Below are 25,560 nucleotides of genomic sequence, written 5' to 3' on the forward strand. Positions count from 1 at the left end.
GTCGGGCGGATCGTTTCGGCGCTGCGCATGGCGCAGGAACGCGGCGGCGACCGTCGGAACCGGGCGATCGGGGATTGCGTCTCGCTGGGTTCGGGGATGCGTCTTGTGCTGTCGGGCGACCGGATCCCCGGCACGGGCGACAGCTATCTGTGCCTGTCAGCGACGCATCATTTTGTCAGCGAGGCCTATGGCTCTGGCGGGCAGGACAGCGACGGCTATGCGTTCACGGGCCGCTATGTGCTGATGCCCGACACGGCCCCGATGGCGCCACCGCGCCGGACCCGCGTTCCGGTGGTCCAGGGCCCGCAAACCGCCGAGGTTGTCGGCGAGGGCGAGATCGACTGCGACGAATACGGGCGGATTCTGGTGAAGTTCCACTGGGATCTGCACGAGAAATATTCCATGCGCTGCAGAGTCTCGCAGAACTGGGCTGGTGGCGGCTGGGGCGGAATGATGATCCCCCGTATCGGCATGGAAGTCATGGTCGAATTTCTGGATGGCGACCCTGACAAGCCAGTCGTCTGCGGCAATGTCTTCAACGGCAAGAACGCGCCGCCCTATCCCCTGCCCGACAACAAAAGCAAGATGGTCCTGCGGTCGCAGACCCATCAGGGCAGCGGATTCAATGAACTGAGCTTCGAGGATCAGGCCGGCGGCGAAGAGATCTATATGCATGGTCAGAAAGACCATCGCGTCATGATCCTGAACGACCAGAACCAGAATATCGGAAACAATCGCGCGAAAACGATCGGAAACAACCAGACCGAGTCGGTCGGCAATGACAAGACCATCACCGTCGGCAACAACCACACCGAAAATATCGCAGCCGACAAGACACTGAGCGTCGGCGGCAATCACGGCGAGAGCGTCACGGGCAACATGTCGGTCAGTGTCACCGGCAATCGCAGCGAATCCGTCAGCGGCTCCCGGACGCTTCAGGTGACGGGCGATGACGGCACAACCGTGTCGAAGGGCGATCACTCGCTGACCGTGAAAACCGGCAACCACGCAATGACGGTCGAAACCGGCAACCACTCGACCACCGTGAAGACCGGTGAACAGCATATCTCGGTGCTTGCGGCAGGTCAGTACACGACGGTGAAGAACGATATCATCACCGTATCGGAATCCGGTGCCGTGACGGTGAAGGCCGCGACCGGGATCGTCCTGGAAGCGCCAAACATCCTGCTGAAAGCAGACGCCAATAATTTCATCCAGATCAGCAAGGGTCAGGTCATCATCGAGGGTGCCGAAACCTACGTGAACCCGCGAGAAACCGCACCTGATACCGATGCGTCGACGCCCTCTGGTGGCGGGGGTGGTGCGCGTCGCGCAAGCATCCTCTGAGCAGAAATTTCGCTGAACCAACCCTTCATCAAAGAGCTTCCATGTCCGTTTGCCTGACCGACAACTTCACCCTGAACGTCCCCGATGGCTGGGCCGATCGCAGCATGATTACCTGGGTCGCCCCGCCCAAGCCAAGCTACAAGGTCCTGCCCAACCTTCTGTGCTCGAAGGGCGAGATGCAGGGCAACGAGGATCTCGACAAGTTCGTGAACCGCCAGCTGAAAGAACTGATGGGGCAGGTGAAGAATTTCGATCTTCTCAGCCGCCAGCAGACCACCTTTGGCGGTGTTCCGGCGGTCGAGCTGTCCTTCTGCATGCGCCCGCAAGGGGTGATGTTGCAGCAGCAGCAGATATTCTTTCAGACCGACATCGATTCCCGGATCGTGCAGACCGTGGTCGTCACCGCAGCCCGCGAGAATTTCGAAGAGGTGAAGCCGGTGTTCGACGAGATCCTGAATTCGGTTTCCTGGACCCGGTAGGTCGAGATGCCCGCCGCGCTAGCAGCCGCCCATATCGGTCACGAAATCGAACACAGCTCTGCCATGATGGGCTTTCTCATCGGGGCGGCGCTCGGTCTGGCGGCGGCGGTTGCGCTCGTGGCGGTTATCGGCACCGGCGGCGCGGCGCTTGGGGTCATAGCGGCAGCCGGGGGCATCGTTGCGGCGACAGGTGGCGGGGCGCTGACCGGGATGAGGTTCGGTCAGCTTGCAAAAAGCCCGAAAGGCCCGATCTCGACCGGCTCGCCCAACGTGTTTTACGGGCCATCGCGCATCGCCGCGGCACGCGCCATCATCGACACGGTTGACTGCAAGAACCACGGCAAGAAACGCCTCGCAACGGGCAGCGACAGCGTTTTCCTGAACGAATATCCTGCGGTGCGAACGGATGACGTGTCGGAATGCGACGGGACCGTCAAATCCGATTTCGACAACATCTTCATCGGCGCAGAAACCGCCCAGTATCTGGAAATCCAGTCCGAAGTCCCGCAATGGATGGTCGATGTCGCGATGGGCATGGTCATCGTCGGCGGTGCTGTCGCGCTGACCTTCGGGGCTGCGGCGGCCTTCGCCGCGGGCGGCTTGTGCAGCCTGATGACCTTCGGGGCGAATGCCCTGGGGGGAATGCTCGGCTCGGCCATTCTGGCCCCAATCGGCGGACAGATCGGCGAGGCGCTGTTTGGCGAGGCCGGCGGCGTCATCGGCGAAGAACTGTTCGGCATGATTGGCGGCGGGCTTGGCGGGCGTTTCGCGAATGGCTTCCGCAACCGTGTCTTCTCGGGGCACCCCGTCGATGTGGCCTCGGGCGAGCTTTACACGCGGCAGGTCGATTTCACGATCTCGGGCCTGATCGAGATCGACTGGGCGCGTATCTGGCTGTCCTCCTCCAGCCAGAACGGCGCGCTTGGCCGCAAGTGGCACCACCCGCTCGACATGGCACTTGCCCCGGCCGAGAACTGCAATGTTCTGCGGCTGGAGGAAGGGCGCCTGATCCTGTTGCCGAAGATGGAAACGGGGCAGAGCTTCTATCACCGCGCAGAAAAGCTGGTCGCGATCTGTCGCGGCAAAGATGACTGGGTGATCCGCAGGCAAAGCGGACTTGAATACCGGCTTGGCCCGGTTCCGGGCGGCGAGGGCCGGCTGCGGCTGGACCTGATCGCGGATGCCAATGGCAATCGCATCGCACTGGATTATGACGGTGCCGGCAACCTGATCCGCGTGACGGGCGCGGACGAGATCGCCTATCTGTTCACGCATGACGAGGAAGGCCGTTTCCTGTCCGTGGCGCGCAGCGACGCAGAGCAGCAGCAGATACTGGTCCGCTATCACTATGGTCCGCATGGCGACCTGACGGCGATTGCCGATGCAGTCGGGGCTGAAACAAGGCACGATTACCGCAACCATCTGATGGTCAGGGAAACCCTTCGGGGCGGGCTGTCATACCATTTCGAATGGGATGATGTCGCACGCGGGACGGAAGCGCGCTGCATCCGGACGTGGGGTGACGGCGACCTGCATTACCGAGAGTTCCAGTTCGACCCTGATCTGCGCATCACCCGCAGCGTCACCGGGACCGGCGCGGTCGAAATCTTCGGCTATGACCGATACGGTCTGGTGACCCATGTCACCGGCCCCTCTGGCCAGCAATCCGAGATGGAATATAACCGCTTCGCTGAACTGCTTGTTCTGCGCGACGCGACTGGGGCCGAAACGCGCTGGCAGCATGACGAATTCGGCCGCCCTGTCGAAACGACCGACCGTGCAGGCGCGGCGACACGGCTGGACTATGCCAGTGACGACCCGCTCAGCCGGAATTTCATGAATGTGGCCTTGGAACAGGATGCGCTTGGTCACGCGACGGAGCGGGAATACGACGCGCGCGGAAACCTCGTGCAGGTTACGGACCCGCTTGGCTACAGCATTCATATTCTGCGCGATCAGCGCGGACTGACCCTGAACATTCAGGACGCAGAGGGAACGCTCCGCCGCTATTCCTGGGGCAAGGCGGGGTATCTTAAATCAGAACGCACGCCGGCCGGCGGCACGGTCAGCTATGAGTATGACAGGTTCTGGCGCTTGGCCCGGCGACAAGTCGAGGGGGTGGAGCCGGTCACTTACGATTACGACCCCTGCGACCGCGTCGTGCAGGTGATGCATGCTGCCGGAAGCCGGATCAGCACGGCGTATAATGCCGATGGTAATGTCGCCGAAGTTCGCGATGCCAAGGGCGCGGTCTGGCAATGGGACTGGCGCGGCCTGTCCCTGCCTGTGACGCGCAGAAATCCCGACGGCACCCGGCTTCAGTATGATTACGATACGGAAATGAGGCTGACCGCGCTGACAAACGAGGTCGGCGACAGCTATCGACTGGAATATGACGGCAGCGGCAATGTCGTGGTCGAGACCGCTTATGACGGCCGCCGGATGGAATATGGCTATGACCTTGCCGGTCAGCTTGTGACGGTGCGCGACGGCTATCGGCATCACAGCTATCAGCGTGACGCGATGGGGCGGCTGATCCTTCGCGAAAGCAGCGATGGTGGCTGGGCGCGCTATGAATACGACCTGCTGGGCCGCATGACCCTCGCCGATAATCCATCACGCAAGCTGCGTTACGTCCACGATCCGCTGGGACATGTTCTGTCCGAGGTTCAGGACGGGGCAGAGCTTCTGCACAGCTATAGTGATCGTGGCCTGCGCACCACCACGATCCTGCCGGATGGGCGTTTCATCCGCTATGGCCATGACGCGAATAACGCACTGGCGGCGGTCCATTACGGCGACCGTCAGATCGTCGACATTCGGCGCGACCGCATCGGCCGAGAACTGCGGCGTCAGGGCGGGGCCGTCACGCGCGAAACCGAATACGATCCGCAGGGCCGGATTCGCCGTCAGGCCGGGTATCGCAGCGCCGCGCGGCAACCCGTCTTTGCGCGCGGCTACAGCTATGACAGCGTGTCGAACATCACCTCGATCGGCAGCCTGACGAATGGCGAGACTGTTTTCGGCTACGATCAGCGCAATCGTCTGCGCAGCGCCAGTTCTGACGACCACGAGGAGCGGTTCGGGTTCGATCCTGCGAACACGGTGCTGATCGGCGTCGATAATCCGCGCGATGCGTCGGTCCAGCACGGGCGGCTGATGATGCGTGGCGACTGCCATTACGAATACGACGACGCGGGCAATCGCATCGCCATGCGCCGCGGGCAGGGCGGATCGCATCAGTTCCGCTACGTCTATAATGACGACAACCGGCTGATCGAGGTTGATGAGACGCGCGGTCGCACCCGCCGGCGGACGCGCTTTGCCTATGATGCGCTTGGTCGGCGCGTCAGCAAGTCCCATCACGAGGTTATTGCGGCAGCCAATGCGCCCGGCGCGCCCGGAACAGACAGCATCGCGGAACTGGTTCGCGACGATGTGACGTGGTTCCTGTGGGACGGCCCGGTGCTGCTTGCCGAAGGGCGCGGCGATGCAAGCGGCCCGGCCGATCCCCTTGCCGTCGTTTACGTGCACGAACCGGAAACCTTCCGTCCCGCGGCCCAGATCCGTCGCCACTCGGCCGAGGAAGAGGCGCGCGTCCTGCTGTACTGGCTTGACCACCTTGGAACCCCACAGGAAGTCTCGAACGAGAATGGCGAGCTCGTCTGGCAGGTTTCGCTGAAGGCATGGGGCGGTGTCGATCGCGTTCTGGTCGATCGTGTCGAACAGAACCTGCGTTTTCAGGGCCAGTATCACGACGAGGAAACCGGCCTGCATTATAACCGCTTCCGGCATTATGATCCGGCTGCGGGCATCTATCTGAACCAGGACCCGCTCGGTCTGCTCGGCGGTGCGAATGTCTATGCCTATCCGACCGATCCGCTGTCAGGAACGGACCCGTATGGGCTGGTAGAGCCAAGCTATCCCGGCGCTGGTGGGCAAGGCTATGTGGTTTACGGGCTGGGCGAATTCGATTCGAAGGGCAATCTCGTGCGGACCGTCTATGTCGGCCAGACCGAGGCGACGCGATATACCACCCGAATGCAGGAACACCGGGATTCGAACCGCCTGCATGGCGGCCTGCGCGAATATGAAATTACGCGCGTCCAGACCTATGGCGAAGCGCGTGGTGCCGAGCAATACCACATCGAGAATTCGAACGGCGGTGCCGGGACGCTGCGCTCGGATCAGTTCGGCGCATGGGCCGATGAAGGAAACAATCAGCGCTATGGGCCGGGCTTCGAAGGAAACCGCGTCGATTCCTACAGTCAGGATCGCGTCAGGGCTGGCGATCCCCGCGCTGTTCAGTTTGATAAGGGCTACCAGAAGGAAAGAAGCCGCGTAACGGCGACGACCCGGACGTGCAGCTAAGTAGAGGGCCCCGAAGCTATGCATCAAAGACGTACCGCGAAAGACGGCTATGATTGGTTCGGTCGAAAATTCAAAGGCGTAGAGGCGGGAAGCGTCTTTGCCGTGCCATTGAGCGACGGCACCTATGCGTTTGGCCGGCTGATGAATGCAAAGGATGGCGCCACCATCGCGGAATTTTTTCGCGCACGTCGCGATACGCCGGATTTCGACGACGGGATCATCAATTCGGGGCGCCTGTTCGGGCCGACTGGCGTGCTTATAACCGCGATAGACGCCCCGAACCGAAAGCGTCCGTGGAAGGTCGTTCACAAGGACGCCGATTTCTACCCGGACGATCTTTACGATATCCGCTTCGCGCGCGGGACCGGGCCGGGAAACTGGGCGTATTTCACGCTAGAGAACCAGTTCGAAACGCTTGGCCCGCTTTCCGACGATGATGTGGGGTCGTGGCGCGTCGGATTTAACCTGCCTCAACAACCGGAAACGCTTACTCAAGCCATTGAGAGGCGCCTGGAAGCAGAGGGGCTGTAGGCCCCGATCTGATCACGCTTTGGATGTCGTGCCCGGATCATGAAATGAACACGATCCAACTTGGTGTAACGATAAACTTTTCTCCTTGACGCTGCGCACAATCAGGAAATAAAGAGGGTGTATCGTTACACCTAATCAGAATCGCTGTTCGGGCGCGAGCGATGCGTCTGCGCGGTCAGGGGCTGGGACAATGGATAGTCAGAATTCGGTTTCAGAAATTTCGCTCGATCAGGGCTGGACCGTGTCGCAGGTAAATGGCGATCAGTGTCTTGCCGTGGATTTTCCCGCCGACATTCATTCGGCGCTGCTGGCTGACGGACGGATCAGCGATCCCTATTGGCGCGACCGCGAAGTCAGCCTTGACTGGGTGCATGAAAGCGAGTGGCTGGCCGAGCGTGAGTTCGATCTGCCGGCCCCCGCGGACGGGCGGCATACGCTGGTCCTCGACGGCGTGGATTGTCAGGCAGAAGTTCGCGTAAATGGCATGCCGGTCGGCCAATTGCAGAACCGTTTCATTCGCCATGATCTTGACGTCAGCAAGGCGGTTGTCGAAGGGCGGAACATGATTTCGATCCGGTTTCTGTCGAACTCGGCAGAGGCGAAGCGCAAGGCGGATGAATTCGCGTTCCCGGTCCCGCATATTTTCTGGAACAACCGTCTGCCGCACTACAACTTCCTGCGAAAGCCACAATGCGATGCGGGCTGGGACTGGAACATCGCGCTCAGCCCTTTGGGTATCTATGGCAGCGTAAAATTGCGTCGGGCCGATCCGCTGCGGCTGGATGATGCGATGATCCGCCAGCACCACGCTGATGGCCGGGTGCGGCTGTCGGTTGACCTGCTTGTCGATGCTGCGCGACCCGTCGAAACCCGTGCTTCGCTTTCCATCGACGGGCAGACGGTCGCGACCGATGTGACACTGTGGCCGGGCAGTGGCCGCGTTACCCTGACGGCCGAGATCGACAATCCCCGCATGTGGTGGCCCGTCGGACACGGCCCGCAGGAGATGTATGATCTGGACGTGCGCATCGGGGACGAGCATCGCCGCTTGCGCATCGGCCTTCGCGAGATCGTGCTTCTCAGCGATCCTGACGAGGTCGGGAACCGCTTCGCGTTCCGCGTGAATGGCCGCGAGATTTTCATGCGCGGCGCGAACTGGATTCCCGCAGACGCCTTGCCCGCGCGGGCGACGCAGGCGGTGGTGGCCGACCTGCTGGACAGCGCGGTCGAAGCGAATATGAACATGATCCGCGTCTGGGGCGGCGGCAGTTACGAGCCGGACTGGTTCTATCAGATGTGTTCCGAACGCGGTCTGATGGTCTGGCAGGACTTCATGTTCGCCTGCAATCTGTACCCGGCAGCCGACCGGGCGTGGCTTGACAATGTCCGCCATGAAGCGCGCCAGCAGATCCGCCGGCTTTCGGCGCATCCGTGCCTCGCGCTCTGGTGCGGTGACAATGAACTTGTTGGGGCGCTTGGCTGGTTCGACGAAAGCAAGGCCGACCGCGACCGCTATCTCGCGATGTATGACCGACTGAACCACGCGCTGGAGGAGGCGATCGAGGATGAAGCGCCCGATGTGCCGTGGTGGCCGTCCAGTCCTTCGGTCGGGCGGCTGAACTTCGGCGATGGCTGGCATGACGATGCCTCGGGCGACATGCATTTCTGGGATGTCTGGCACTCGGCAAAGGATTTCGAACATTATCGCAGCGTGCGACCGCGTTTCTGTTCGGAATTCGGCTTTCAGTCTTTCCCGTCGATGCGGGTGATCGAAAGCTTTACACTGCCCGAGGATCGCAACGTGTCGTCCAACGTGATGGATGTTCACCAGCGCAATCCGGGCGGCAACAGCCGTATCGTCGAGACGTTGGCGCGGTATTTCCGCTTTCCTGACGGCTTTTCCGACATGGTCTGGCTCAGCCAGGTATCGCAGGCGATGGCCATGAAAACCGCGATCGAGTTCTGGCGGATGAACAAGCCGCGCACGATGGGCACGCTCTACTGGCAGCTTAATGACACATGGCCGGTGGCAAGTTGGGCCGGGCTTGAATATGGCGGCGGCTGGAAGGTGCTGCACTATGCCGCGCGGCGCTTCTATGCCCCGGTCCTGATCTCGGCCCAGCCGGATCATGACACCGGCGAAATCGTTCTTTGGGCGGTGAATGACACCGCGCAGCCGGTTCCGCTGTCAGTATCGGCGCAGGTCGTGCCGTTCGACGGCCAGCCCCAGAAGCTTGGCCGCTGGCAGATCGAGGTTCCGACCGAGCGTGCACTTGAAATTGCCCGGTTTGCGCCCGACGCGTTACCTTCTGATGCGCTATTGCATTTCGATTGGAGCGATGGTGGTGCGCATCATGGCGAGAATGACTATTTGGCCGCCCGGCCCAAGGAATACGCGCTCGGCAATCCGCAGATTACGGCGGCGCATGGCACCGACAGCGACGGGCGCGAAACGGTGACACTGACGACCGACCGCCCGGCGCTGTGGGTGACATGGGATCACGGCGGCGATACGGTCTGGTCCGATAACGGGATGACGCTTCTGCCTGGCCAGCCCCGGACGCTGACGGCAATCCGGCGCAGAACGGGGCTCCTGGACGACCAAATACCCGGCGTCATGGCGCTGAAGGGCTAAGGAATGTCCGCCAAGCGTTCGCCCGCCGTCACGCTGAAATCCATCGCGGCCGAGATGGGCGTCTCGGTCACGACGGTCGCGCGCGCCCTGAAGGATGGGGACAGGATCAGCCCCGAAATGGTCGATCGGGTCCGCGCGACGGCGACGCGGATGGGCTATGTCCGCAATCTGGAAGGTGCCAGGCTGCGAACCGGAAAGACCTTCGTTATCATGGCGTTCCTGGGTCTGTCACCCGAGGAGGAGGTCGGCGATTCCGGCTCTGTCGGGCTGCTGAACGGGATACATGCGCGCCTGGCCAGCACCGATTACGCAGTCAGGGCCGTGCCGGTCAGCGCGGCCGAGCAATCACTGGACCGCGTGCGCGATGTGGTGCAGGGGCGCCTGGCGGACGGCATTGTCCTTGATCATATCGGTCTGCAGGATGAGCGGGTCAAATATCTGCTGGAGGCCGATTTTCCCTTTGTGACCTTCGGTCGGACGGAACTGCTTTCGGCGCATTCGTGGTTCGATATAGACAACGAACATGCCGCCTGGCAGGGGACGGATGCGCTGCTGCGCGACGGTCATCGCAGGATTGCGCTGATTGACGGCGATATGGGGCAGACATTTGTGCGCCAGCGTCTGCGCGGGTATGAACGCGCGTTGTCGGAACATGGTCTTTCCCCTGATCCGGCGTTGCGTTTTCACGCAGAGCCCTCGGCAGAGGCCGCGCGCGGTATTGCAGCCGATCTGGCAGGCGAAAATCGCGCCGACGCGTTCCTCTGCGTGAACGAGATGGTGTTGCTGGGCGCGCGCGCCGGCGTGCGCGCACGGATCGGCGCAGGGATCGACGGTATCGGCTTTGCGATGCGCGCCGGCACAAATCTTGCCAGCTATGTCGGCGGCCGCATCCATGCCTCTCATTTCTCAAGGCGTCAGTCGGGCTGGGAACTGGCCGATCTTCTGTTGCGCCAGATCGGCGGGGCAGATCGCGCGTCTTGCCAGAAGCTGGTGCGCACCGACCTCGTCACGACATGACCGCGTCGTCGCGGGCTTTGGATCGAGGCCAAGAGATCGGTTCGTCGGGAAAATGGTGGGCGACCCTGGAATCGAACCAGGCATGGGTCTCCCCGGCGGAGTTACAGTCCGCTGCCGCACCTTGCAGCACGTCGCCCGCCGAGCCATTCGGCGTCAGGGGGAAATAAGCGGGGCGGCGCGGGGCGTCAAGCAAGAATCGGGCCGCAATCTGGCAGAAATTCAGCTCGGGCTTGCGCCTGCTGCACCGTATGGCGCAGAAGGGCAGGCAAAAGGGGATGCCAATGGCCGAACAGAAGAACCGCAAGCCGGATTGGGTGATCGCGAAAGAGCGCGCCAGAAAGTCATCGGCGGCAGAAACGATCTGGCTGTTCGGCCTTCACGCCGTGCGCGACGCGCTGGCGAACCCCGCACGCGAAAAGCTGCGTCTTGTCGTGACGCAGAACGCGCTTGACCGGCTTGGCGATCTTGCGGGGATGACACCAGAAATCACCGACGCCCGCGTCTTCGACCGCACCGTCGGCCTGCCGCCCGACAGCGTGCATCAGGGCTGCGCGCTGGAGGTGAAGCCGCTTGGCTGGGGCCATCTTGATGAGGTTGCGATCAGCGGCGCCGGTTTGCCGCTTGTCGTGGCGCTCGACAGGGTGACAGACCCGCATAATGTGGGCGCGATCCTGCGTTCGGCCGAGGTTTTCGGCGCGCGCGCGGTCGTTGCACCTGCACGCCACGCCGCGCCCGAAACGGGCGCACTGGCCAAGACTGCATCCGGCGCGCTGGAACGGCAGCCCTATCTGAGGGTCGGCAACCTCGCCGATGCGCTGGAGGCGCTGAAAGCTGCCGGTTTCGTCACCATCGGCCTTGCCGGAGAGACCGATGAAGGGCTGGAGGAGGTGTTGGATCGTGTCGCGGGACGCCCGGTCTGTCTGGTTCTGGGGGCAGAGGGGCCGGGATTGCGTGAAAAGACCCGTGACACGTGCGATTACTTGGCGCGTATCCCGTTTGCGGGGCAATTCGGCTCTCTCAACGTGTCGAATGCCGCGGCGGTCGGGCTTTACGCCGCCGCACGACGTTTCAAATCGGCTTGAGGTCACGCGCCGAATCATGGACAGGCGCGGGGTCGGATGCCATGTCATGTGCAGACGAAACGAACCGCGCCATGTTTGACAACCGATTGAAATCATCCCTGATTGCCGCGCTGCTGGCACTGCCGCTTCCTGCTTTCGCGCAGGATTGGGCGCTGAGCGGGTATGACCCTGTTGCCTATGTGACGCAGGAAAAGGCGGTATCCGGCCGGGCAGAGATCGTCACCAATTGGCGCGGGCGCGAATATCACTTTGCCTCGGAAGCCAATCGCGCGTTGTTCGAGGCAAATCCGCGCGCCTATACGCCCGGTTTCGATGGGCTTTGTGTCGTCGCGCTGACCGAAGGCCGGTCGGAACCGGGCGATCCGCGCCAGTTCGTGACCATCGGGCAGCGTGTCTATTTCGTCGGCTCTGCCAACCGGAAGCAGGAATTGCTGTCCCATCCGCGCGATATGCTGATGAAAGCCAAGGACATGTGGCTGAAGATCAAGCCCTGAACCGGCGCCGGCTGGTGCCGCCGGTTTCAAGACCGCTTCGTTCACAAATCCGCGACAGGCCTTGGAATCGCCGAATCGGCCCCCATATTCTTTGCACGGGCGCGTTGCCACGGAACGGCCGCGCTCAGATCACTGTCCCTCGTTCCGCGACTTGCGCCCGGTCTTATGGACCGGGCGCTTTTTCTATGAAAGGTTGTGCGCGATCAGGAGGTATGTGTGATGTCCGAAGCCGAGACGATGCGACGCATCATGGATGAAACCAGAACAATCGCCGTTGTCGGCCTTTCGCCGAAGCCTGAACGCCCAAGCTGGGGCGTTGCGCGGTTCCTGCAGGGGTTTGGCTACCGCATCATCCCGGTCAATCCCGGCCATGAGGGCAAGGAAATCCTGGGCGAGACAGTCTATCCTGACCTGTCGTCGATCCCGGACGATGTGCAGGTGGACATGGTCGATATTTTCCGCCGCCCCGCCGCCGTTCCCGGCATCGTCGATGAGGCGCTGACATCGCTGCCCGACCTCAAATTCATCTGGATGCAGCTTGGCGTTGCCCATCCGGAAGCGGCGCGCAAGGCCGAAGCGGCGGGCAAGACCGTGGTGCAGAATCGCTGCCCGAAGATCGAATTCCCGCGGCTTTCCTGACGGGGGCATGTCACAGTGGGCGTTACAGGCCCAACCGGTCGCGCATCGCATACCATCCCATTCCCGCGACGAGCAGCGGCCAACGCAGCATCTGACCCCCCGGAAAGGCGGGGGTCGGAAGCGCCGACATGATGTCGAAGCCGGATGCCTCGCCTGCCACCGCATCGGCCATCTGCTTGCCCGCCAGCGTCGCCAGCGCCACGCCATGTCCCGAAAAGCCGCTTGCCGACAACGCACCGGGTGCGGGGCGGATAAAACAGGGCAGACGGCTCATGGTGATGGCCAGCGTGCCGCCCCATGCGTGGGTGAAGGGAATATCCGCGAGCTGCGGATAAATCTGCGCCAGCGGCTTGCGGACCTTTGCGGCAATGTCGCGCGGGAAGCGATAGCTCACATTCTCGCCACCGCCGAAGATAAGCCGCCCTTCGTCATCCAGCCGCCAGTAATTCACCACGAATTTCGTATCGTGAACGGCGATCCGCCGTGTCAGCACCTCTGCCGCCGTGTCGCCCAGGGGCGCGGTCGCGACGATGAAATTGTTGATCGGCATGACGCGCGCGGCAACCTTGTCAGACAGATTGCCAAGATAGCCGTTCCCGGCAAGGATCACGTGAGCGCAGATGACCCGGCCCGTGTCGGTCTGCACGATTGTCTTGTCGCTTGCCGTGCGCGCGAAGGCGATGTGATGCACGTGGCTCATCTCGAACAGGTTCGCACCTGCGCCGTCGGCAATCTTTGCCATGCCGAGCGCCAGGGCAAGCGGGTTCACATGGCCCGCGCCGTGATCCAGCTCGCCACCGCAATAGGCGGGCGACGGAAGCAGGGCGCGAAAATCGTCGCCGCCAAGCAGGTCGATCCGGTCATAGCCATAATCGCGTTGCAGCAATTCCAGCCCGCGCCGCGCGGCGTCGATCTCCTCCGGTTTGCGGAAGGCATGCGCCACGCCGTCATGCACCGGAACGCCCGCCTGATCCGCAAAGGCACGCGTCAGGCGCTTCGCCTCCTCGGCCATGTTCCAGAGAATATGCGCGCGGTCCTTGCCGGCAATCGCCTCCAGTTCCGCGACGTCGAGCCTTTGGCCCGATCCGATCTGACCGCCATTGCGGCCCGACGCGCCGAAGCCTGCGCGATGTGCCTCCAGCAGGGTGACATCGAACCCGGCACGGGCAAGGTGAATGGCGGCCGAAAGCCCGGTATAGCCGCCCCCGACAATGCAGACATCGGCACGCCGTTCCCCGCGCAGCGATGGAAACGGTTCGAGAGGTTCAACCTGATCGGCGTAAAGCGACGGCGGGTATTCGCCCCGCCGGTCATTCGAAAACAGCAGGTTCATGTCGCGTCCTCGGCCTCGGGGTCCGGTCTGGCGGGCGCAGGATGACTGCGGCGGCGATCAGACATTCAGCAGCAGATGCTCTCGCTCCCACGGCGAGATGACCTGCAGGAACTCTTTGTATTCGTTTCGCTTTACCGATTCATAGACATTGATGAACTCATCGCCCAGAACCTCCCGCATCGGCTTGCTTTCGCTCATCAGATCCAGCGCGTCGCCAAGCGTCAGCGGCAGTTCATCTTCCGAGATATAGGCATCCCCCAGACATTCCGGGCGCGGGTCGCGGGCCTCGGTCAGGCCCAGATATCCGCAGGCAAGGCTGGCTGCGATGCCCAGATACGGGTTGCAATCCATCCCTGCTAGCCGGTTTTCCACACGCCGCGCCTCTGGCCCGGAAATCGGAACCCTGATGCCCGTGGTGCGGTTGTCGCGGCCCCATTCAAGATTGATCGGCGCGGCGAAGTCGGGGACGTAGCGGCGATAACTGTTTACATAGGGCGCCAGCAGCGCGATCGCGGCGGGCAGATGGGCCTGCATTCCGGCAATGAAATGCAGAAACGGCGCGGCCTCGCGGCCCTTGTCGTCGGAAAAGATGTTCTGCCCGGTCTGAAGATCCACGACAGAGTGGTGAATATGCATGGCGCTGCCCGGCTCTCCCTCGATCGGTTTCGCCATGAAGGTCGCATAGCAGTCGTGACGCAGCGCGGCCTCGCGGATCAGGCGCTTGAAGAAGAAGATTTCGTCGGCGAGACGGACCGGGTCGCCGTGGGCGAGGTTGATCTCGATCTGGCCGGCCCCGCCTTCCTGAAGGATTCCGTCGATCTCGAACCCCTGGGCTTCGGCAAAGTCATAGATGTCGTCGATGACCTTGCCATATTCGTCCACCGCGGACAGCGAATAGGCCTGCTTCGCGGCGGCCCGCCGTCCCGAACGGCCCATCGGCGGAATGATCGGCTGGTTGGGGTCGGTATTGCGCGCGACCAGGAAGAATTCCATTTCCGGCGCGACGATAGGACGCCAGCCCTGTGCCTCGAACAGTCCGACGACGCGCTTCAGGACATTGCGTGGTGCGACCGGCACAGGCTGGCCCTGCTGGTCATATGCGTCATGAATGACCTGAAGCGTGAAATCTGCGGTCCACGGCGCAGCGGTGGTCGTCTGATAGTCGGGGGTCAGGATCATGTCCGGTTCGGTAAACGCGCCAGAGGGGTTGTCCGCCCATTCGCCGGTGATGGTCTGCAGGAAGATGGAGTTTGGCAGGAAGAACTTTTCCTGACGCGCGAACTTGGACGCGGGCATCGCCTTGCCGCGCGCGACGCCGGCGATATCGGCGACGATGCATTCGATCTCGTCCAGCCTGCGGTTGGCAACGTAGTCCTGCGCTGCCTTCGGTGTCTGTTCAAGCCAGTCGGGGGTCATTTGAATCCTGTATGTCGTGTCCGGCCAGCCCTGCGCAAAAGAGTGGCGTGGGGCTGGCCGTCGCAGTTTGGATGCCCGCCGGTCCCGTTACCGGACACCAGGCGGGCAGGCGGGTTACGCTGCGCCTTGCCGCGCAGTCTGCATGGCGTGGAAGAAATCGGCAATCCTGTCGGCAATTACCGCATTGTCGCGCCTGCCACCCATCCGCGCGCGCGCGCGTTCCTGAAGGTCATCCGGCACGACCCCTCTGGCGCGGGTTTCGATCAGGCCATTGACGAAAGCGTCGTCGAATTCCGGATGTGCCTGCACGGTATAGGCATGGCCGGGATAGATCAGCGCCGCGTTTTCGCAGAATCCGTTGGTTGCCGCGACCTCGGCCACGGGCGGACGCTGCGTCACTTGATCCTGATGCCAGGCATTCAGGGTCAGCGTCTCGCCGCCGAAGTCATAATCCTGCGCGCCAATGGACCAGCCGCTTGCGTATTTTTCGACCTTGCCGCCCAATGCCTGTGCAATGATCTGATGTCCGAAGCAAATCCCGACCAGCGGAACCGAAGCCGCATAGGCGTCGCGAATGAACGCCTCGAGCGGCGCGATGAAGGGATGATCCTCATACGCACCGTGCCGAGAGCCGGTTATCAGCCAGCCGTCGGCATCACGGACCGTGTCGGGAAATTCCAGTGCCTCGACATGGTAGTTGCGGAAATCCAGCCCGCGCCCGGCAAGCAGACGCTGGAAGAAATCGGGGTAGTCGCCATGCGCCCCGCGCAGACCATCAGGGGCCTGACCTGTTTGAAGAATGCCGATTTTCATGTTTCGCCGCTGCTTGATGTTTGCCTAAATCTAGGCTTCGCATCTAGGCGTTGCAATCCGGGATGAAATCGCGCCAGATAACCGGCAGCATGACAGATACCAGTTCAGATACGCCCGTCATCGAAATCCGCGACCTCCACAAGTCCTACGGACCGCTGGAGGTGCTGAAGGGCGTTTCGCTGAGCGCCCCGCGCGGCCACGTCGTAAGCCTGATCGGCTCGTCCGGGTCCGGCAAATCGACGCTTCTGCGGTGCTGTAATCTTCTGGAAAACAGCCAGAAGGGCGAGATCCTGTTTCAGGGCGAGCCGGTGCGCTGGAAGGGCGAGGGCCTGTCGCGTGCGCCCGCTGACCGCGCGCAGGTGACGCGCATCCGAACCCAGCTTTCGATGGTGTTTCAGCAGTTCAATCTGTGGTCGCACATGACCATCCTGCAGAATGTCATGGAATCGCCGGTTACGGTTCTGGGTCAGCCTGCCGCGCAGGTCGAAGAACGCGCGCGCAGCCTTCTGGACAAGGTCGGCATTGGCGACAAGGCCCCCGCCTGGCCGGCGCAACTTTCTGGCGGCCAGCAGCAGCGCGCCGCCATTGCACGCGCCTTGTGCATGGAGCCGAAAGCCCTGTTGTTTGACGAGCCGACAAGCGCGCTCGATCCGGAGCTGCAGCAGGAGGTGGTCCGCGTTATCAAGGACCTTGCCGCCGAACATCGCACCATGATTATCGTCACCCATGACATGCGGCTTGCGGCCGATGTAAGTGACCACGTCGTATTCCTGCATCAGGGACGGATCGAAGAAGAAGGTCCGCCCGATCAGGTCTTTGGCGCGCCGAAATCTGAACGGCTGCGCCAGTTCCTCAGCGCCACTATGGCGGTGTGACTTTTACCAACGGGAGAACACAACATGAAAAAGCTGATACTTGCCGCGACAGCCCTCGCGCTGAGCGCAGGCTTCGCTGCGGCAGCGCCGGTTCGCATCGCGTCCGAGGGGGCCTACCCTCCTTATAATCTCGTCAACGACGCGGGCGAGCTTGACGGCTTCGATATCGCCGTCGGAAACGAGGTGTGCAAGCGCGCGGAACTGGAATGCGTGTGGGTCAAGAACGACTGGGATTCGATCATCCCCAACCTGAAATCGTCGAACTACGATGCGATCATGGCGGGCATGTCGATCACCGACGAGCGCAAGCAGGAAATCGACTTCACCCAGAACTACTTCCCGCCGGCGGCTTCGGCCTATGCGGCGCTGTCGGCCGACACCAATGTCGGTGAAGGCGCGCTCGTTGCCGCACAGACCGCTACGATACAGGCAGCGCATGTTGCAGAATCGGGCGCGACGCTGCTGGAATTCGCGACCCCGGACGAGACACTTGCCGCTGTGCGCAACGGCGAAGCCGAAGCGGTCTTTGCCGATAAGGATTTTCTTGAGCCTGCGGTGAACGAATCGAATGGCGAACTTGCCTGGGTCGGCGAGGACGTTCCGCTGGGTGGCGGTATCGGCATCGGCCTGCGCCAGTCCGACACGGAGCTGCGTGACAAGCTGGATGCGGCGATCACCGCGATGAAAGAGGACGGCACCCTGAACGGCCTGATCGAAAAATGGTTCGCCGATGGCGCGACCTATTTCGGCGCCGATGGCGAGCCGGTCGCAAAGGCCGACGCAACCATCACCCCGGTCGCAGAATAAGGATCGCTGCCCCGCCGCCGCCATTTGCGGCGGCGGGGCCATGCCGACATGTTCGAATACTGCGCCGATCCGAAATCGCTCGAAGGCCTTCGATGGCTGTCATGCTACCTGACAACGGGCACGCATCTGCGCTTCTATTCAAGCTTCGGCACGGTACTTCTGCTGCTTGCGATCACCGCGCCGGTGGCATTGCTGTTCGGATTTGGCGGGGCACTTGCCTCTCGCTCTCAGATCCTGCCTGTGCGCTGGTTCGGCAAGATCTACACGTCGATGGTGCGTGGTGTGCCCGACATCATCTTCTTCATGTTCGTGCCAATCGCGCTCGACCAGCTGTTCGAATATCTGCGCAGCCGGGTCTATTGCGACACCTCGGTGCCTGTGCGGCAGGGCAACGATTTCGTCGTTTGTGCCGCTGCGAAGCTGCCGCGTTCCGACAGCGCGCCCTGGGTCCATGACAGCTATGGCTTCTTCCTTGCGGTTCTGGCCTTCGCGATCGTTTTCGGGGCCTTTGCATCGAACGTGCTTTATGGCGCGATGAATTCGGTCCCGCGCGCCCAGCTTGAAACGGCCGAGGCCTACGGGATGACGCAAAGGCAGGTGACGCGGCGGGTGCTGATTCCGCAGATGTGGTCCTATGCCGTGCCCGGCCTGTCCAATCTGTGGATGATCCTGATAAAGGCGACCCCGCTTCTGTTCCTGCTGGGGGTTGAGGATATCGTGTATTGGGCCCGAGAGCTTGGCTCGTCCAAGACAAGCACGTTTTCCTATCCGCATCCCGACTGGCGGCTTTACTATTTCCTTGGCATTCTCGTGTTCTATCTGCTGATGACAGCGGTTTCGGAACGGGTATTGCGGCGCGTGAGACGGCGCCTGTCCCTGGGGCAGGCGACTATGGCCGGCGAAGCGATGCGAAAGGCCGCGTCATGAATTGCGCGCAGACCATCACCGATTACGGACTGCGCTCCATCGGCATTGGCGAGCGGCTTTTGCCGCGCACGGATTTCGACCTTTGCACCCAGTTCACGCTTATCGGCTCTGGCCTGATCTGGAATATCTATTTCGGCACGCTGGCGCTGTTTTTCGGCTTCTTCATTGCCAACGCGGTGGCGCTGGCGAAGGCATCTGACAACGCCCTGCTTCGCAAACCGGCGGAATGGTTCATCTTCCTGTTCAGGGGCAGTCCGCTGTTCATCCAGTTTTTCCTGGCCTACCAGCTTTTCGTGCTGCTGCCGCGCAGCGGCGTCGAGATTTTCGGCATCACCGTCGCGACCAGTTGGCTGACGAAGGCCTGGGCGGGCGCGCTGATCGTGCTGGTCCTGAACACCGCCGCCTATTCGGCCGAAATCTTTTACGGGGCGCTTCAATCGGTCCCGAAGGGCGATCTGGAAGCTGCGGACGCCTATGGCATGACGGGCTGGCGAAAGTTCCGCCGGGTGGTCTGGCCGACGATGATGCGGCTGGCCTGGCCCGCTTATACGAACGAAGCGATCTTCCTGTTCCATGCCACCACGCTGGTCTTTTTCGCCAGCTTCCCGGCCTTCGCACAGCAGGGTGATGCGCTTTATTACGCGAATTATTTCGCCGACAAGACGTTCAACCCGTTCGTTGCCTACCCGATTATCGCCGCCTATTTCATCCTGCTGACGCTGCTGCTCATCTCGATTTTCGGTGTGGTCAACCGGCGGCTGAACCGACATCTTCCGGGCGCGGCGCGCCGGATAAGATACCGACCGCAACTGATCAGGTGATTGATGAGCTGGCTAGCCGAGCATCCCGAAGTCCGCACGATCCGTGTGGCGGCCGCCGACCTTAACGGCGTGCCGCGTGGCAAGCGCATCCCGGCGCGCTTCGCAGACAAGATCCTCAGCGAGGGAACGAAATTTCCGTATTCCGTGCTGAACATGGACATCTGGGGAGAGGATATAGAGGACAGCCCGCTGGTCTTCGAAACCGGCGACCCCGATGCGCTGCTGATGCCGACCGAACGTGGCTTCATGCCCATGCCCTGGCTTGGCGCGCCGTCGGCGCTGCTGCCGATCTGGATGTTCCACCCCGATGGCCGCCCCTATGAAGGCGACCCGAGGCAGGCACTCGCCCGGATCGTGGACCGCTACAAGGCCGCGGGGCTTACGCCGGTCGTCGCCACAGAGATGGAGTTTTTCATCATCGACGATTCCGGAAAGACCCTGCGCGTGCCGCCCTCGCCCCGGTCGGGGAAGCGGCGTACGGGTGCCGAAACGCTCAGTCTCCGGGCGCTCGACGCATTCGATCAGTTCTTCACGCGGCTTTACGATTGCTGCGAGCAGATGGACATCCCCGCAGACACCGCGATTTCCGAAGCTGCGCTTGGCCAGTTCGAGATCAACATGATGCATCAGGCCGATCCGTTGAAGGCGGCGGATGATGCCTGGCTGTTCAAGATGCTGACCAAGGGCGTGGCGCGCGAATTCGGCTTTGCTGCAAGCTTCATGGCCAAGCCCTATGACGTCTGGTCAGGGTCGGGGCTGCATATGCATTTCTCGGTTCTCGATGCCGAGGGGCGCAACATCTTCGACAATGGCACCGAGGCGGGCGCACCCGCGCTTCGCCACGCGGTCAGCGGCCTTCTGCGGGCGATGCCCGGATCGACCCTGATCTTCGCGCCGCATGAAAACAGCTATGACCGACTGGTGCCGAATGCCCATGCGCCGACAGGGATCGGCTGGGCCTATGAGAACCGGACGGCCGCCATCCGCATCCCGTCATCCCCGAACCGCGCGCGTCGGATCGAACACCGGGTGGCTGGTGGCGATGTGAATCCCTATCTGATGATCGCGGCGATCCTTGGCGCGGCGCTGAATGGAATCGAAGACCAGATCGACCCTCCCCCCGCGTTTGAAGGCAACGCCTATGACAAGCAGCTTGACCAGTTGCCGGGCACCTGGTCCGACGCGATCGAGACCTTCGCAGAATGCCCCGAGATCAAGCGCGTCTTCTCGCAGCATCTCATCGACAACCTCGTCATGACCAAGCGCCAGGAGCTGCATTACATGGCAGAGCTGACGGACGAAGAAACCGTCGAGCTTTATCTGGACACAGTGTGATTGTATCGGCAGTCAAATAACTGCCATTCGGCCGGGTTTGCTTCCTTTTTGGCAAGCAAGACGCGCGGGGCGGCGTGGGGCGCCCGGATACGGTTTATTCGCGGACCTTCCGCGACGCTGCCTCTTGCATCGCGGAACCGATTGCCGCATCGCCCCGTTCGGTCAGCGCGACGCTTGCGCCGATGATGTCGGACATGTCCTTGTTCTGGCTCAGCTTCGCTTTGCCTTCGATCCGCGTGATCTCGATCTCCAGCCCGACGATCGCCTGAACCATCGCGTCGATATAGTCTCGCGGGGCGTCGCCCATCTTCCAGGGGGCAGGCTGTCCCTGTTCGTGATGGCGCGTCAGAAGCGCCACGTTGCGGCGAACGAATGCCGGATCATCGCGGATCGTCACCCTTCCATGCACATGTGCGACCACATAATTCCAGGTCGGCACCTGCCGGTGGTGAATCTGTTTGCTGGGATACCATTGCGGCGAAATATACGCATCGCTGCCGCGGAACACGACGAGCACAGGGTCGCCCGACGCGAGTTCCTGCCAGACGGGGTTCTGCCGCGCAACGTGGCAGGCCAGCGTGCCGGATTCGCCCGCGGTCCGGTCGAGATGAAACGGAATATGGTTCGCGTCGAGCAAGCCTGCGGAATTCGTGACCAGAATTCCAAGCGGATTTTCCTCGATCACCGAATGAAGGCGGTCGCGGTCGACTTCATTGAAATGGGGCGGTGTATACATGCTGGCATCCGCTTGGCGCTGAAGGATTGGCTGCGGGCTCCGCGCGAGTCAAGCCGGTCCCGATTGACGGGCTGAACAAAATGTCGAACCGGGCCTTGACCTTCCAATCGTTGGAACCCTCATATGAGGAGCCGGACCTTGTCAGAGAAGGAAGGAAACGGCGATGAATTCGGTCACGAACGTCAAGGCGGATGGCAGCGCCACGATAACGCTGCCGGTCGAGGGTATGACCTGCGCCTCTTGCGTCGGACGCGTTGAGCGCGCGCTTCGCGAGGTGCCGGGGGTGGCGGATGTTTCCGTCAACCTTGCGACCGAGCGTGCCAGCGTCACACCGTCGGGGCAGGTGGACCCCGCGGCCCTGGTCGCAGCCGTCGAGCGCACAGGATATTCGGTGCCGCGCGGCGCGGTCGAACTGGGGATCGAGGGCATGACCTGCGCTTCGTGCGTCGGGCGCGTGGAACGCGCGCTGAAGGCGGTGCCGGGCGTCACCGGGGCATCGGTCAATCTTGCGACCGAACGCGCCTCGATCGAGGGAACGGCCGATGCTTCGGCACTGATCGCCGCAGTCGCTGGCGCAGGATATCAGGCCACGTCGCTTGAAAGTTCAGCCGACGAGCGGAGCGACGCGCAGGCGCGCAAGACCGAGGAGGAACATAAGCTGCGCCGCGATTTCACGCTGGCGCTGCTGCTGACCCTGCCGGTTTTCGTGATGGAGATGGGGTCACATTTCATTCCCGGCGTTCATGGCCTGATCCATTCGACCATAGGCATTCAGAACAGCTGGTATCTGCAATTCATGCTGACCTCGCTTGTGATGTTCGGTCCGGGCATGCGCTTTTATCGCGCGGGTATTCCGGCCCTGCTGAAAGGCGCGCCGGATATGAATTCGCTTGTCGCTGTCGGCTCGCTTGCCGCCTATGGATATTCTCTTGTGGCGACCTTCGCGCCGGGCCTTCTGCCCGCAGGCACGGTCAATGTCTATTTCGAGGCCGCTGCCGTCATCGTCACGCTGATCCTGCTTGGTCGTCTGTTGGAGGCGCGGGCCAAGGGCCGTGCCTCTGATGCGATCCGGCATCTTGTGGGGCTGCAGCCGCGCACCGCGCGCGTTCGGCGCGACGCGGCGACCGATGAGATCCCGATTGCCGAGCTGCGCGCCGGCGATGTGGTCGAAGTCCGCCCCGGCGAGCGGATTCCGGTCGATGGTGAAGTGACCGAGGGTGAAAGCCATGTCGATGAATCCATGATCTCGGGCGAGCCTCTGCCCGTCGCCAAGGCTCCGGGGGCGCGCGTCACGGGCGGCACCGTGAACCAGAAAGGCGCACTGATATTTCGCGCGACGGCGGTTGGCAGCGATACCGTGCTGTCCCAGATCATTCGCATGGTCGAGGATGCGCAGGGTTCAAAGCTGCCGATCCAGGGTCTGGTCGACAAGGTGACGATGTGGTTCGTGCCCGCGGTCATGGTCGTCGCGGCTGCAACTTTTCTGGCATGGCTGACATTCGGGCCCTCACCCGCGCTGAGCTTCGCGCTGGTGAACGCTGTTGCCGTTCTGATCATCGCCTGCCCCTGCGCGATGGGTCTTGCGACGCCGACCTCGATCATGGTCGGAACGGGGCGTGGGGCCGAGCTGGGCGTGCTGTTCCGCCGGGGTGAGGCGTTGCAGGTTCTGCGCGACGCGAAGGTCGTCGCCCTCGACAAAACCGGGACGCTTACGGAAGGCAAACCAAAGCTGACCGATCTGGTTTTGGCCGGCCATTCTGATCGAGGCGATGTGCTGGGCAAGGTCGCCGCGGTCGAGATGCGGTCAGAACATCCCGTCGCGGGCGCGATCATAGCCGCTGCCGAGGCCGAGGTGCTGCGGTTGCCGCAGGTTACGGGCTTTGAATCGGTGACGGGATACGGTGTGCGCGGCATTGTTGACGGCGCGCGTGTCGAGGTCGGTGCTGACCGCTTCATGAACCAGCTTGGCATTGATATCGCCGCGCTTTCGGATGCGGCTGATCGGCTTGCAGGGGACGCCAAGTCGCCGCTTTATGCTGCAATCGACGGGCGTCTGGCAGCCGTTCTGGCTGTCGCCGACGCGGTGAAGGGCACGACGCCAGCCGCGATCAGGGCACTTCACGAGCTCGGGCTCAAGGTGGCGATGATCACCGGCGACAAGGCCAGCACGGCGCAGGCTATCGCGTCGCGCCTTGATATTGACGAAGTTGTGGCCGAGGTTCTGCCCGACGGCAAGGTCGAGGCGATCCGGCGTTTGAAGCGCGACTACGGGACGCTGGCCTTTGTCGGCGACGGTATCAACGACGCCCCGGCACTGGCCGAGGCAGATATCGGCATTGCGATAGGCACCGGCACCGATATTGCGATCGAGGCTGCGGACGTCGTGCTGATCTCTGGCAGTCTGCAGGGGGTGCCGACGGCAATTGCATTGTCGAAGGCGACCATCAGCAATATCCGTCAGAACCTGTTCTGGGCCTTTGCCTATAACATCGCGCTGATCCCGGTGGCGGCTGGTCTGCTGTTTCCGGCATTCGGTATCCTGCTGTCGCCGGTTTTCGCGGCCGGGGCCATGGCGCTGTCGAGCGTTTTCGTCCTGCTGAACGCGCTGCGGCTGCGGCGCTTTCAGCCGCCCATCCCGGCGGCACTTGTGAAGGAGGCGAAATGAATATCGGTCAGGCTGCCGCCGCGTCAGGCGTTTCGGCGAAAATGATCCGCTATTACGAGCAGACGGGGCTGATCCCGCATGCTGCTCGCACGGCCTCGCGCTATCGGGATTACTCTGAATCCGATCTCCATACGCTGCGCTTTGTGCGCCGCGCCCGCGATCTTGGCTTTTCGGTTGCCGAAATCGGCGAGCTGCTTGGCCTCTGGCGCGATCAGACGCGCCGGAGCGCCGAGGTCAAGCAGATCGCACGCGATCACATCACGGTTCTGGAAAGCAAGATCCGTGACCTTCAGGAAATGGCTGCCACGCTTGGCGTTCTTGTCGATGCCTGTCACGGCGACAGCCGGCCCGACTGCCCGATCCTGCAAAGCCTGGAGGCTGATCCGGCGGGTGACGAACAGGTCACTGTCCGTGCGCGCCGTGGTGCTGTCTAAGCGCGCGATCAGCCGCCGCTGCCGCTGATCTGGATGCGAGTGCCCCAGTCCCGGCAGCGCTGCGCCAAGGCTTCGGGCAAGGGCTGGTCAGTGAAGATGGTGTCGATCTCTGCCACGCTTGCGATCCGTGCCGGTGCCGAGCGGTCAAGCTTGGAATGGTCCGTCACCAGATAGGTGCGCCGCGCCTGCCGCAAAATGGCGCGGCTGACGCGGACCTCGGCAAGGTCATAGTCCAGCATGTCACCGTCCAGATCCAGCGCCGAGGTGCCGATGATCGCGTAATCGACCTTGAACTGTTCGATGAACTGGGTCGCAAGCTCTCCCACCAGGCCGCCGTCCGACCGTCGCAGCGCACCGCCCGCGACCATGATTTCACAACCGGGATTCGCGGCGAGAATGTTCGCGACATTCATGTTGTTGGTGATGACGGTGATGTTGGAATGGTGGATCAGCGCCTGCGCCACCGCTTCCGTGGTGGTGCCAAGGTTCAGGATCAGGCTGGAATTGTCAGGGATCGCCGCCGCACAGGCGACGCCGATCGCGGCCTTCGCGTCGGAATGCAGCCGTCGCCGCGCCTCGTAGCCGAGATTGACCATGCCCATGCGCGGCACCGCGCCGCCATGGACGCGGTCGACCAGTCCTGCCTCTGCCAGATCGCCCAGATCGCGGCGGATCGTCTGAAGCGTCACATCGAAGCGCTGCGCCAGATCATCGACCACGACGCGACCCTCGGCCCGCGCGAGTTCAAGGATCTCGTTCTGACGGATGCTGAGCGCCATGTCTCCCCCATTCACAGGCTTGCA

Annotated in this window: 21 protein-coding genes and 1 tRNA gene; 16 read left to right on the forward strand and 6 right to left on the reverse strand. The window is 62.4% G+C overall.

What is annotated here, in order from left to right:
• The 6 genes from FQV27_RS05480 to FQV27_RS05505 form a co-directional block, all read left to right on the forward strand.
• Positions 1-1,347, forward strand: a 1,347-nt coding sequence (locus FQV27_RS05480) for a type VI secretion system Vgr family protein (protein ID WP_147096866.1), incomplete at its 5' end; no start/stop codon positions are given.
• A gap of 41 nt (positions 1,348-1,388) precedes the next feature.
• The gene (locus FQV27_RS05485) at positions 1,389-1,826 is read left to right on the forward strand and encodes a DcrB-related protein (RefSeq protein ID WP_147096867.1); all 438 of its coding nucleotides are present in this window, start codon (positions 1,389-1,391) and stop codon (positions 1,824-1,826) included.
• A 6-nt stretch (positions 1,827-1,832) separates the two neighbouring features.
• Entirely contained in the window at positions 1,833-6,197 is a 4,365-nt protein-coding gene (locus tag FQV27_RS05490) for an RHS repeat-associated core domain-containing protein (RefSeq protein ID WP_147096868.1), read from the forward strand.
• 18 nt (positions 6,198-6,215) lie between these two features.
• Positions 6,216-6,728: an Imm26 family immunity protein gene (locus FQV27_RS05495; RefSeq protein WP_147096869.1), complete on the forward strand. Its 513-nt coding sequence runs from the start codon at positions 6,216-6,218 to the stop codon at positions 6,726-6,728.
• A gap of 190 nt (positions 6,729-6,918) precedes the next feature.
• Positions 6,919-9,363: a beta-mannosidase gene (locus tag FQV27_RS05500; protein WP_147096870.1), complete on the forward strand. Its 2,445-nt coding sequence runs from the start codon at positions 6,919-6,921 to the stop codon at positions 9,361-9,363.
• A gap of 3 nt (positions 9,364-9,366) precedes the next feature.
• Positions 9,367-10,380: a LacI family DNA-binding transcriptional regulator gene (locus tag FQV27_RS05505; protein WP_147096871.1), complete on the forward strand. Its 1,014-nt coding sequence runs from the start codon at positions 9,367-9,369 to the stop codon at positions 10,378-10,380.
• 53 nt (positions 10,381-10,433) lie between these two features.
• On the opposite strand, the gene FQV27_RS05510 is transcribed toward FQV27_RS05505, so the two are convergent.
• Positions 10,434-10,517, reverse strand: a tRNA-Tyr gene (locus tag FQV27_RS05510).
• Positions 10,518-10,661: 144 nt separating this feature from the next.
• Between FQV27_RS05510 and rlmB the strand changes: the two genes are divergently transcribed.
• From rlmB to FQV27_RS05525, 3 genes are all read left to right on the forward strand, one after another.
• The gene (gene rlmB / locus FQV27_RS05515; protein ID WP_147096872.1) at positions 10,662-11,462 is read left to right on the forward strand and encodes a 23S rRNA (guanosine(2251)-2'-O)-methyltransferase RlmB; all 801 of its coding nucleotides are present in this window, start codon (positions 10,662-10,664) and stop codon (positions 11,460-11,462) included.
• A 71-nt stretch (positions 11,463-11,533) separates the two neighbouring features.
• Complete coding sequence (locus tag FQV27_RS05520; RefSeq protein ID WP_147096873.1) at positions 11,534-11,956, forward strand: YHS domain-containing (seleno)protein; 423 nt, start codon at positions 11,534-11,536, stop codon at positions 11,954-11,956.
• Positions 11,957-12,175: 219 nt separating this feature from the next.
• Positions 12,176-12,595 carry a CoA-binding protein gene (locus FQV27_RS05525; RefSeq protein ID WP_147096874.1) on the forward strand — a complete coding sequence of 140 codons (420 nt, stop codon included), beginning with the start codon at positions 12,176-12,178 and terminating at the stop codon, positions 12,593-12,595.
• Between the two features lie 22 nt (positions 12,596-12,617).
• Here the strand turns inward: FQV27_RS05525 and FQV27_RS05530 are convergent, their stop codons facing one another.
• The 3 genes from FQV27_RS05530 to FQV27_RS05540 form a co-directional block, all read right to left on the reverse strand.
• Positions 12,618-13,928, reverse strand: a complete 1,311-nt coding sequence (locus FQV27_RS05530) for an NAD(P)/FAD-dependent oxidoreductase (protein WP_147096875.1) — start codon at positions 13,926-13,928, stop codon at positions 12,618-12,620.
• Positions 13,929-13,985: 57 nt separating this feature from the next.
• Entirely contained in the window at positions 13,986-15,344 is a 1,359-nt protein-coding gene (locus FQV27_RS05535; RefSeq protein ID WP_147096876.1) for a glutamine synthetase family protein, read from the reverse strand.
• Between the two features lie 114 nt (positions 15,345-15,458).
• Positions 15,459-16,157: a type 1 glutamine amidotransferase gene (locus tag FQV27_RS05540; protein WP_147096877.1), complete on the reverse strand. Its 699-nt coding sequence runs from the start codon at positions 16,155-16,157 to the stop codon at positions 15,459-15,461.
• An 89-nt stretch (positions 16,158-16,246) separates the two neighbouring features.
• Between FQV27_RS05540 and FQV27_RS05545 the strand changes: the two genes are divergently transcribed.
• The 5 genes from FQV27_RS05545 to FQV27_RS05565 are packed head-to-tail and all read left to right on the forward strand — an operon-like array spanning position 16,247 to position 20,922.
• The gene (locus tag FQV27_RS05545; RefSeq protein WP_147096878.1) at positions 16,247-17,032 is read left to right on the forward strand and encodes an ABC transporter ATP-binding protein; all 786 of its coding nucleotides are present in this window, start codon (positions 16,247-16,249) and stop codon (positions 17,030-17,032) included.
• Positions 17,033-17,056: 24 nt separating this feature from the next.
• Positions 17,057-17,839 carry a transporter substrate-binding domain-containing protein gene (locus tag FQV27_RS05550; RefSeq protein WP_147096879.1) on the forward strand — a complete coding sequence of 261 codons (783 nt, stop codon included), beginning with the start codon at positions 17,057-17,059 and terminating at the stop codon, positions 17,837-17,839.
• A gap of 48 nt (positions 17,840-17,887) precedes the next feature.
• Entirely contained in the window at positions 17,888-18,766 is an 879-nt protein-coding gene (locus FQV27_RS05555; RefSeq protein WP_147096880.1) for an ABC transporter permease, read from the forward strand.
• On the forward strand, positions 18,763-19,587 hold the full coding sequence (locus FQV27_RS05560) for an ABC transporter permease (protein WP_147096881.1): 825 nt from the start codon (positions 18,763-18,765) through the stop codon (positions 19,585-19,587). The genes FQV27_RS05555 and FQV27_RS05560 overlap by 4 nt, the downstream gene beginning before the upstream one ends.
• Before the next feature lie 3 nt (positions 19,588-19,590).
• Complete coding sequence (locus FQV27_RS05565) at positions 19,591-20,922, forward strand: glutamine synthetase family protein (protein ID WP_147096882.1); 1,332 nt, start codon at positions 19,591-19,593, stop codon at positions 20,920-20,922.
• Between the two features lie 94 nt (positions 20,923-21,016).
• On the opposite strand, the gene FQV27_RS05570 is transcribed toward FQV27_RS05565, so the two are convergent.
• Positions 21,017-21,658 carry an FMN-binding negative transcriptional regulator gene (locus FQV27_RS05570; protein WP_147096883.1) on the reverse strand — a complete coding sequence of 214 codons (642 nt, stop codon included), beginning with the start codon at positions 21,656-21,658 and terminating at the stop codon, positions 21,017-21,019.
• A 163-nt stretch (positions 21,659-21,821) separates the two neighbouring features.
• Here FQV27_RS05570 and FQV27_RS05575 point away from each other — a divergent pair, with 163 nt between their 5' ends.
• Positions 21,822-24,323: a heavy metal translocating P-type ATPase gene (locus FQV27_RS05575; RefSeq protein ID WP_147096884.1), complete on the forward strand. Its 2,502-nt coding sequence runs from the start codon at positions 21,822-21,824 to the stop codon at positions 24,321-24,323.
• Positions 24,320-24,757 (forward strand): Cu(I)-responsive transcriptional regulator, encoded by a 438-nt coding sequence (gene cueR / locus FQV27_RS05580; RefSeq protein ID WP_147096885.1) that lies wholly within the window; start codon positions 24,320-24,322, stop codon positions 24,755-24,757. The genes FQV27_RS05575 and cueR overlap by 4 nt, the downstream gene beginning before the upstream one ends.
• An 8-nt stretch (positions 24,758-24,765) precedes the next feature.
• On the opposite strand, the gene FQV27_RS05585 is transcribed toward cueR, so the two are convergent.
• Positions 24,766-25,536: a DeoR/GlpR family DNA-binding transcription regulator gene (locus tag FQV27_RS05585; RefSeq protein ID WP_147096886.1), complete on the reverse strand. Its 771-nt coding sequence runs from the start codon at positions 25,534-25,536 to the stop codon at positions 24,766-24,768.
• Between the last annotated feature and the right edge of the window lie 24 nt (positions 25,537-25,560).

It is taken from the genome of Paracoccus aurantiacus, assembly GCF_007993065.1.
GTDB classification, from domain to species: domain Bacteria; phylum Pseudomonadota; class Alphaproteobacteria; order Rhodobacterales; family Rhodobacteraceae; genus Paracoccus; species Paracoccus aurantiacus.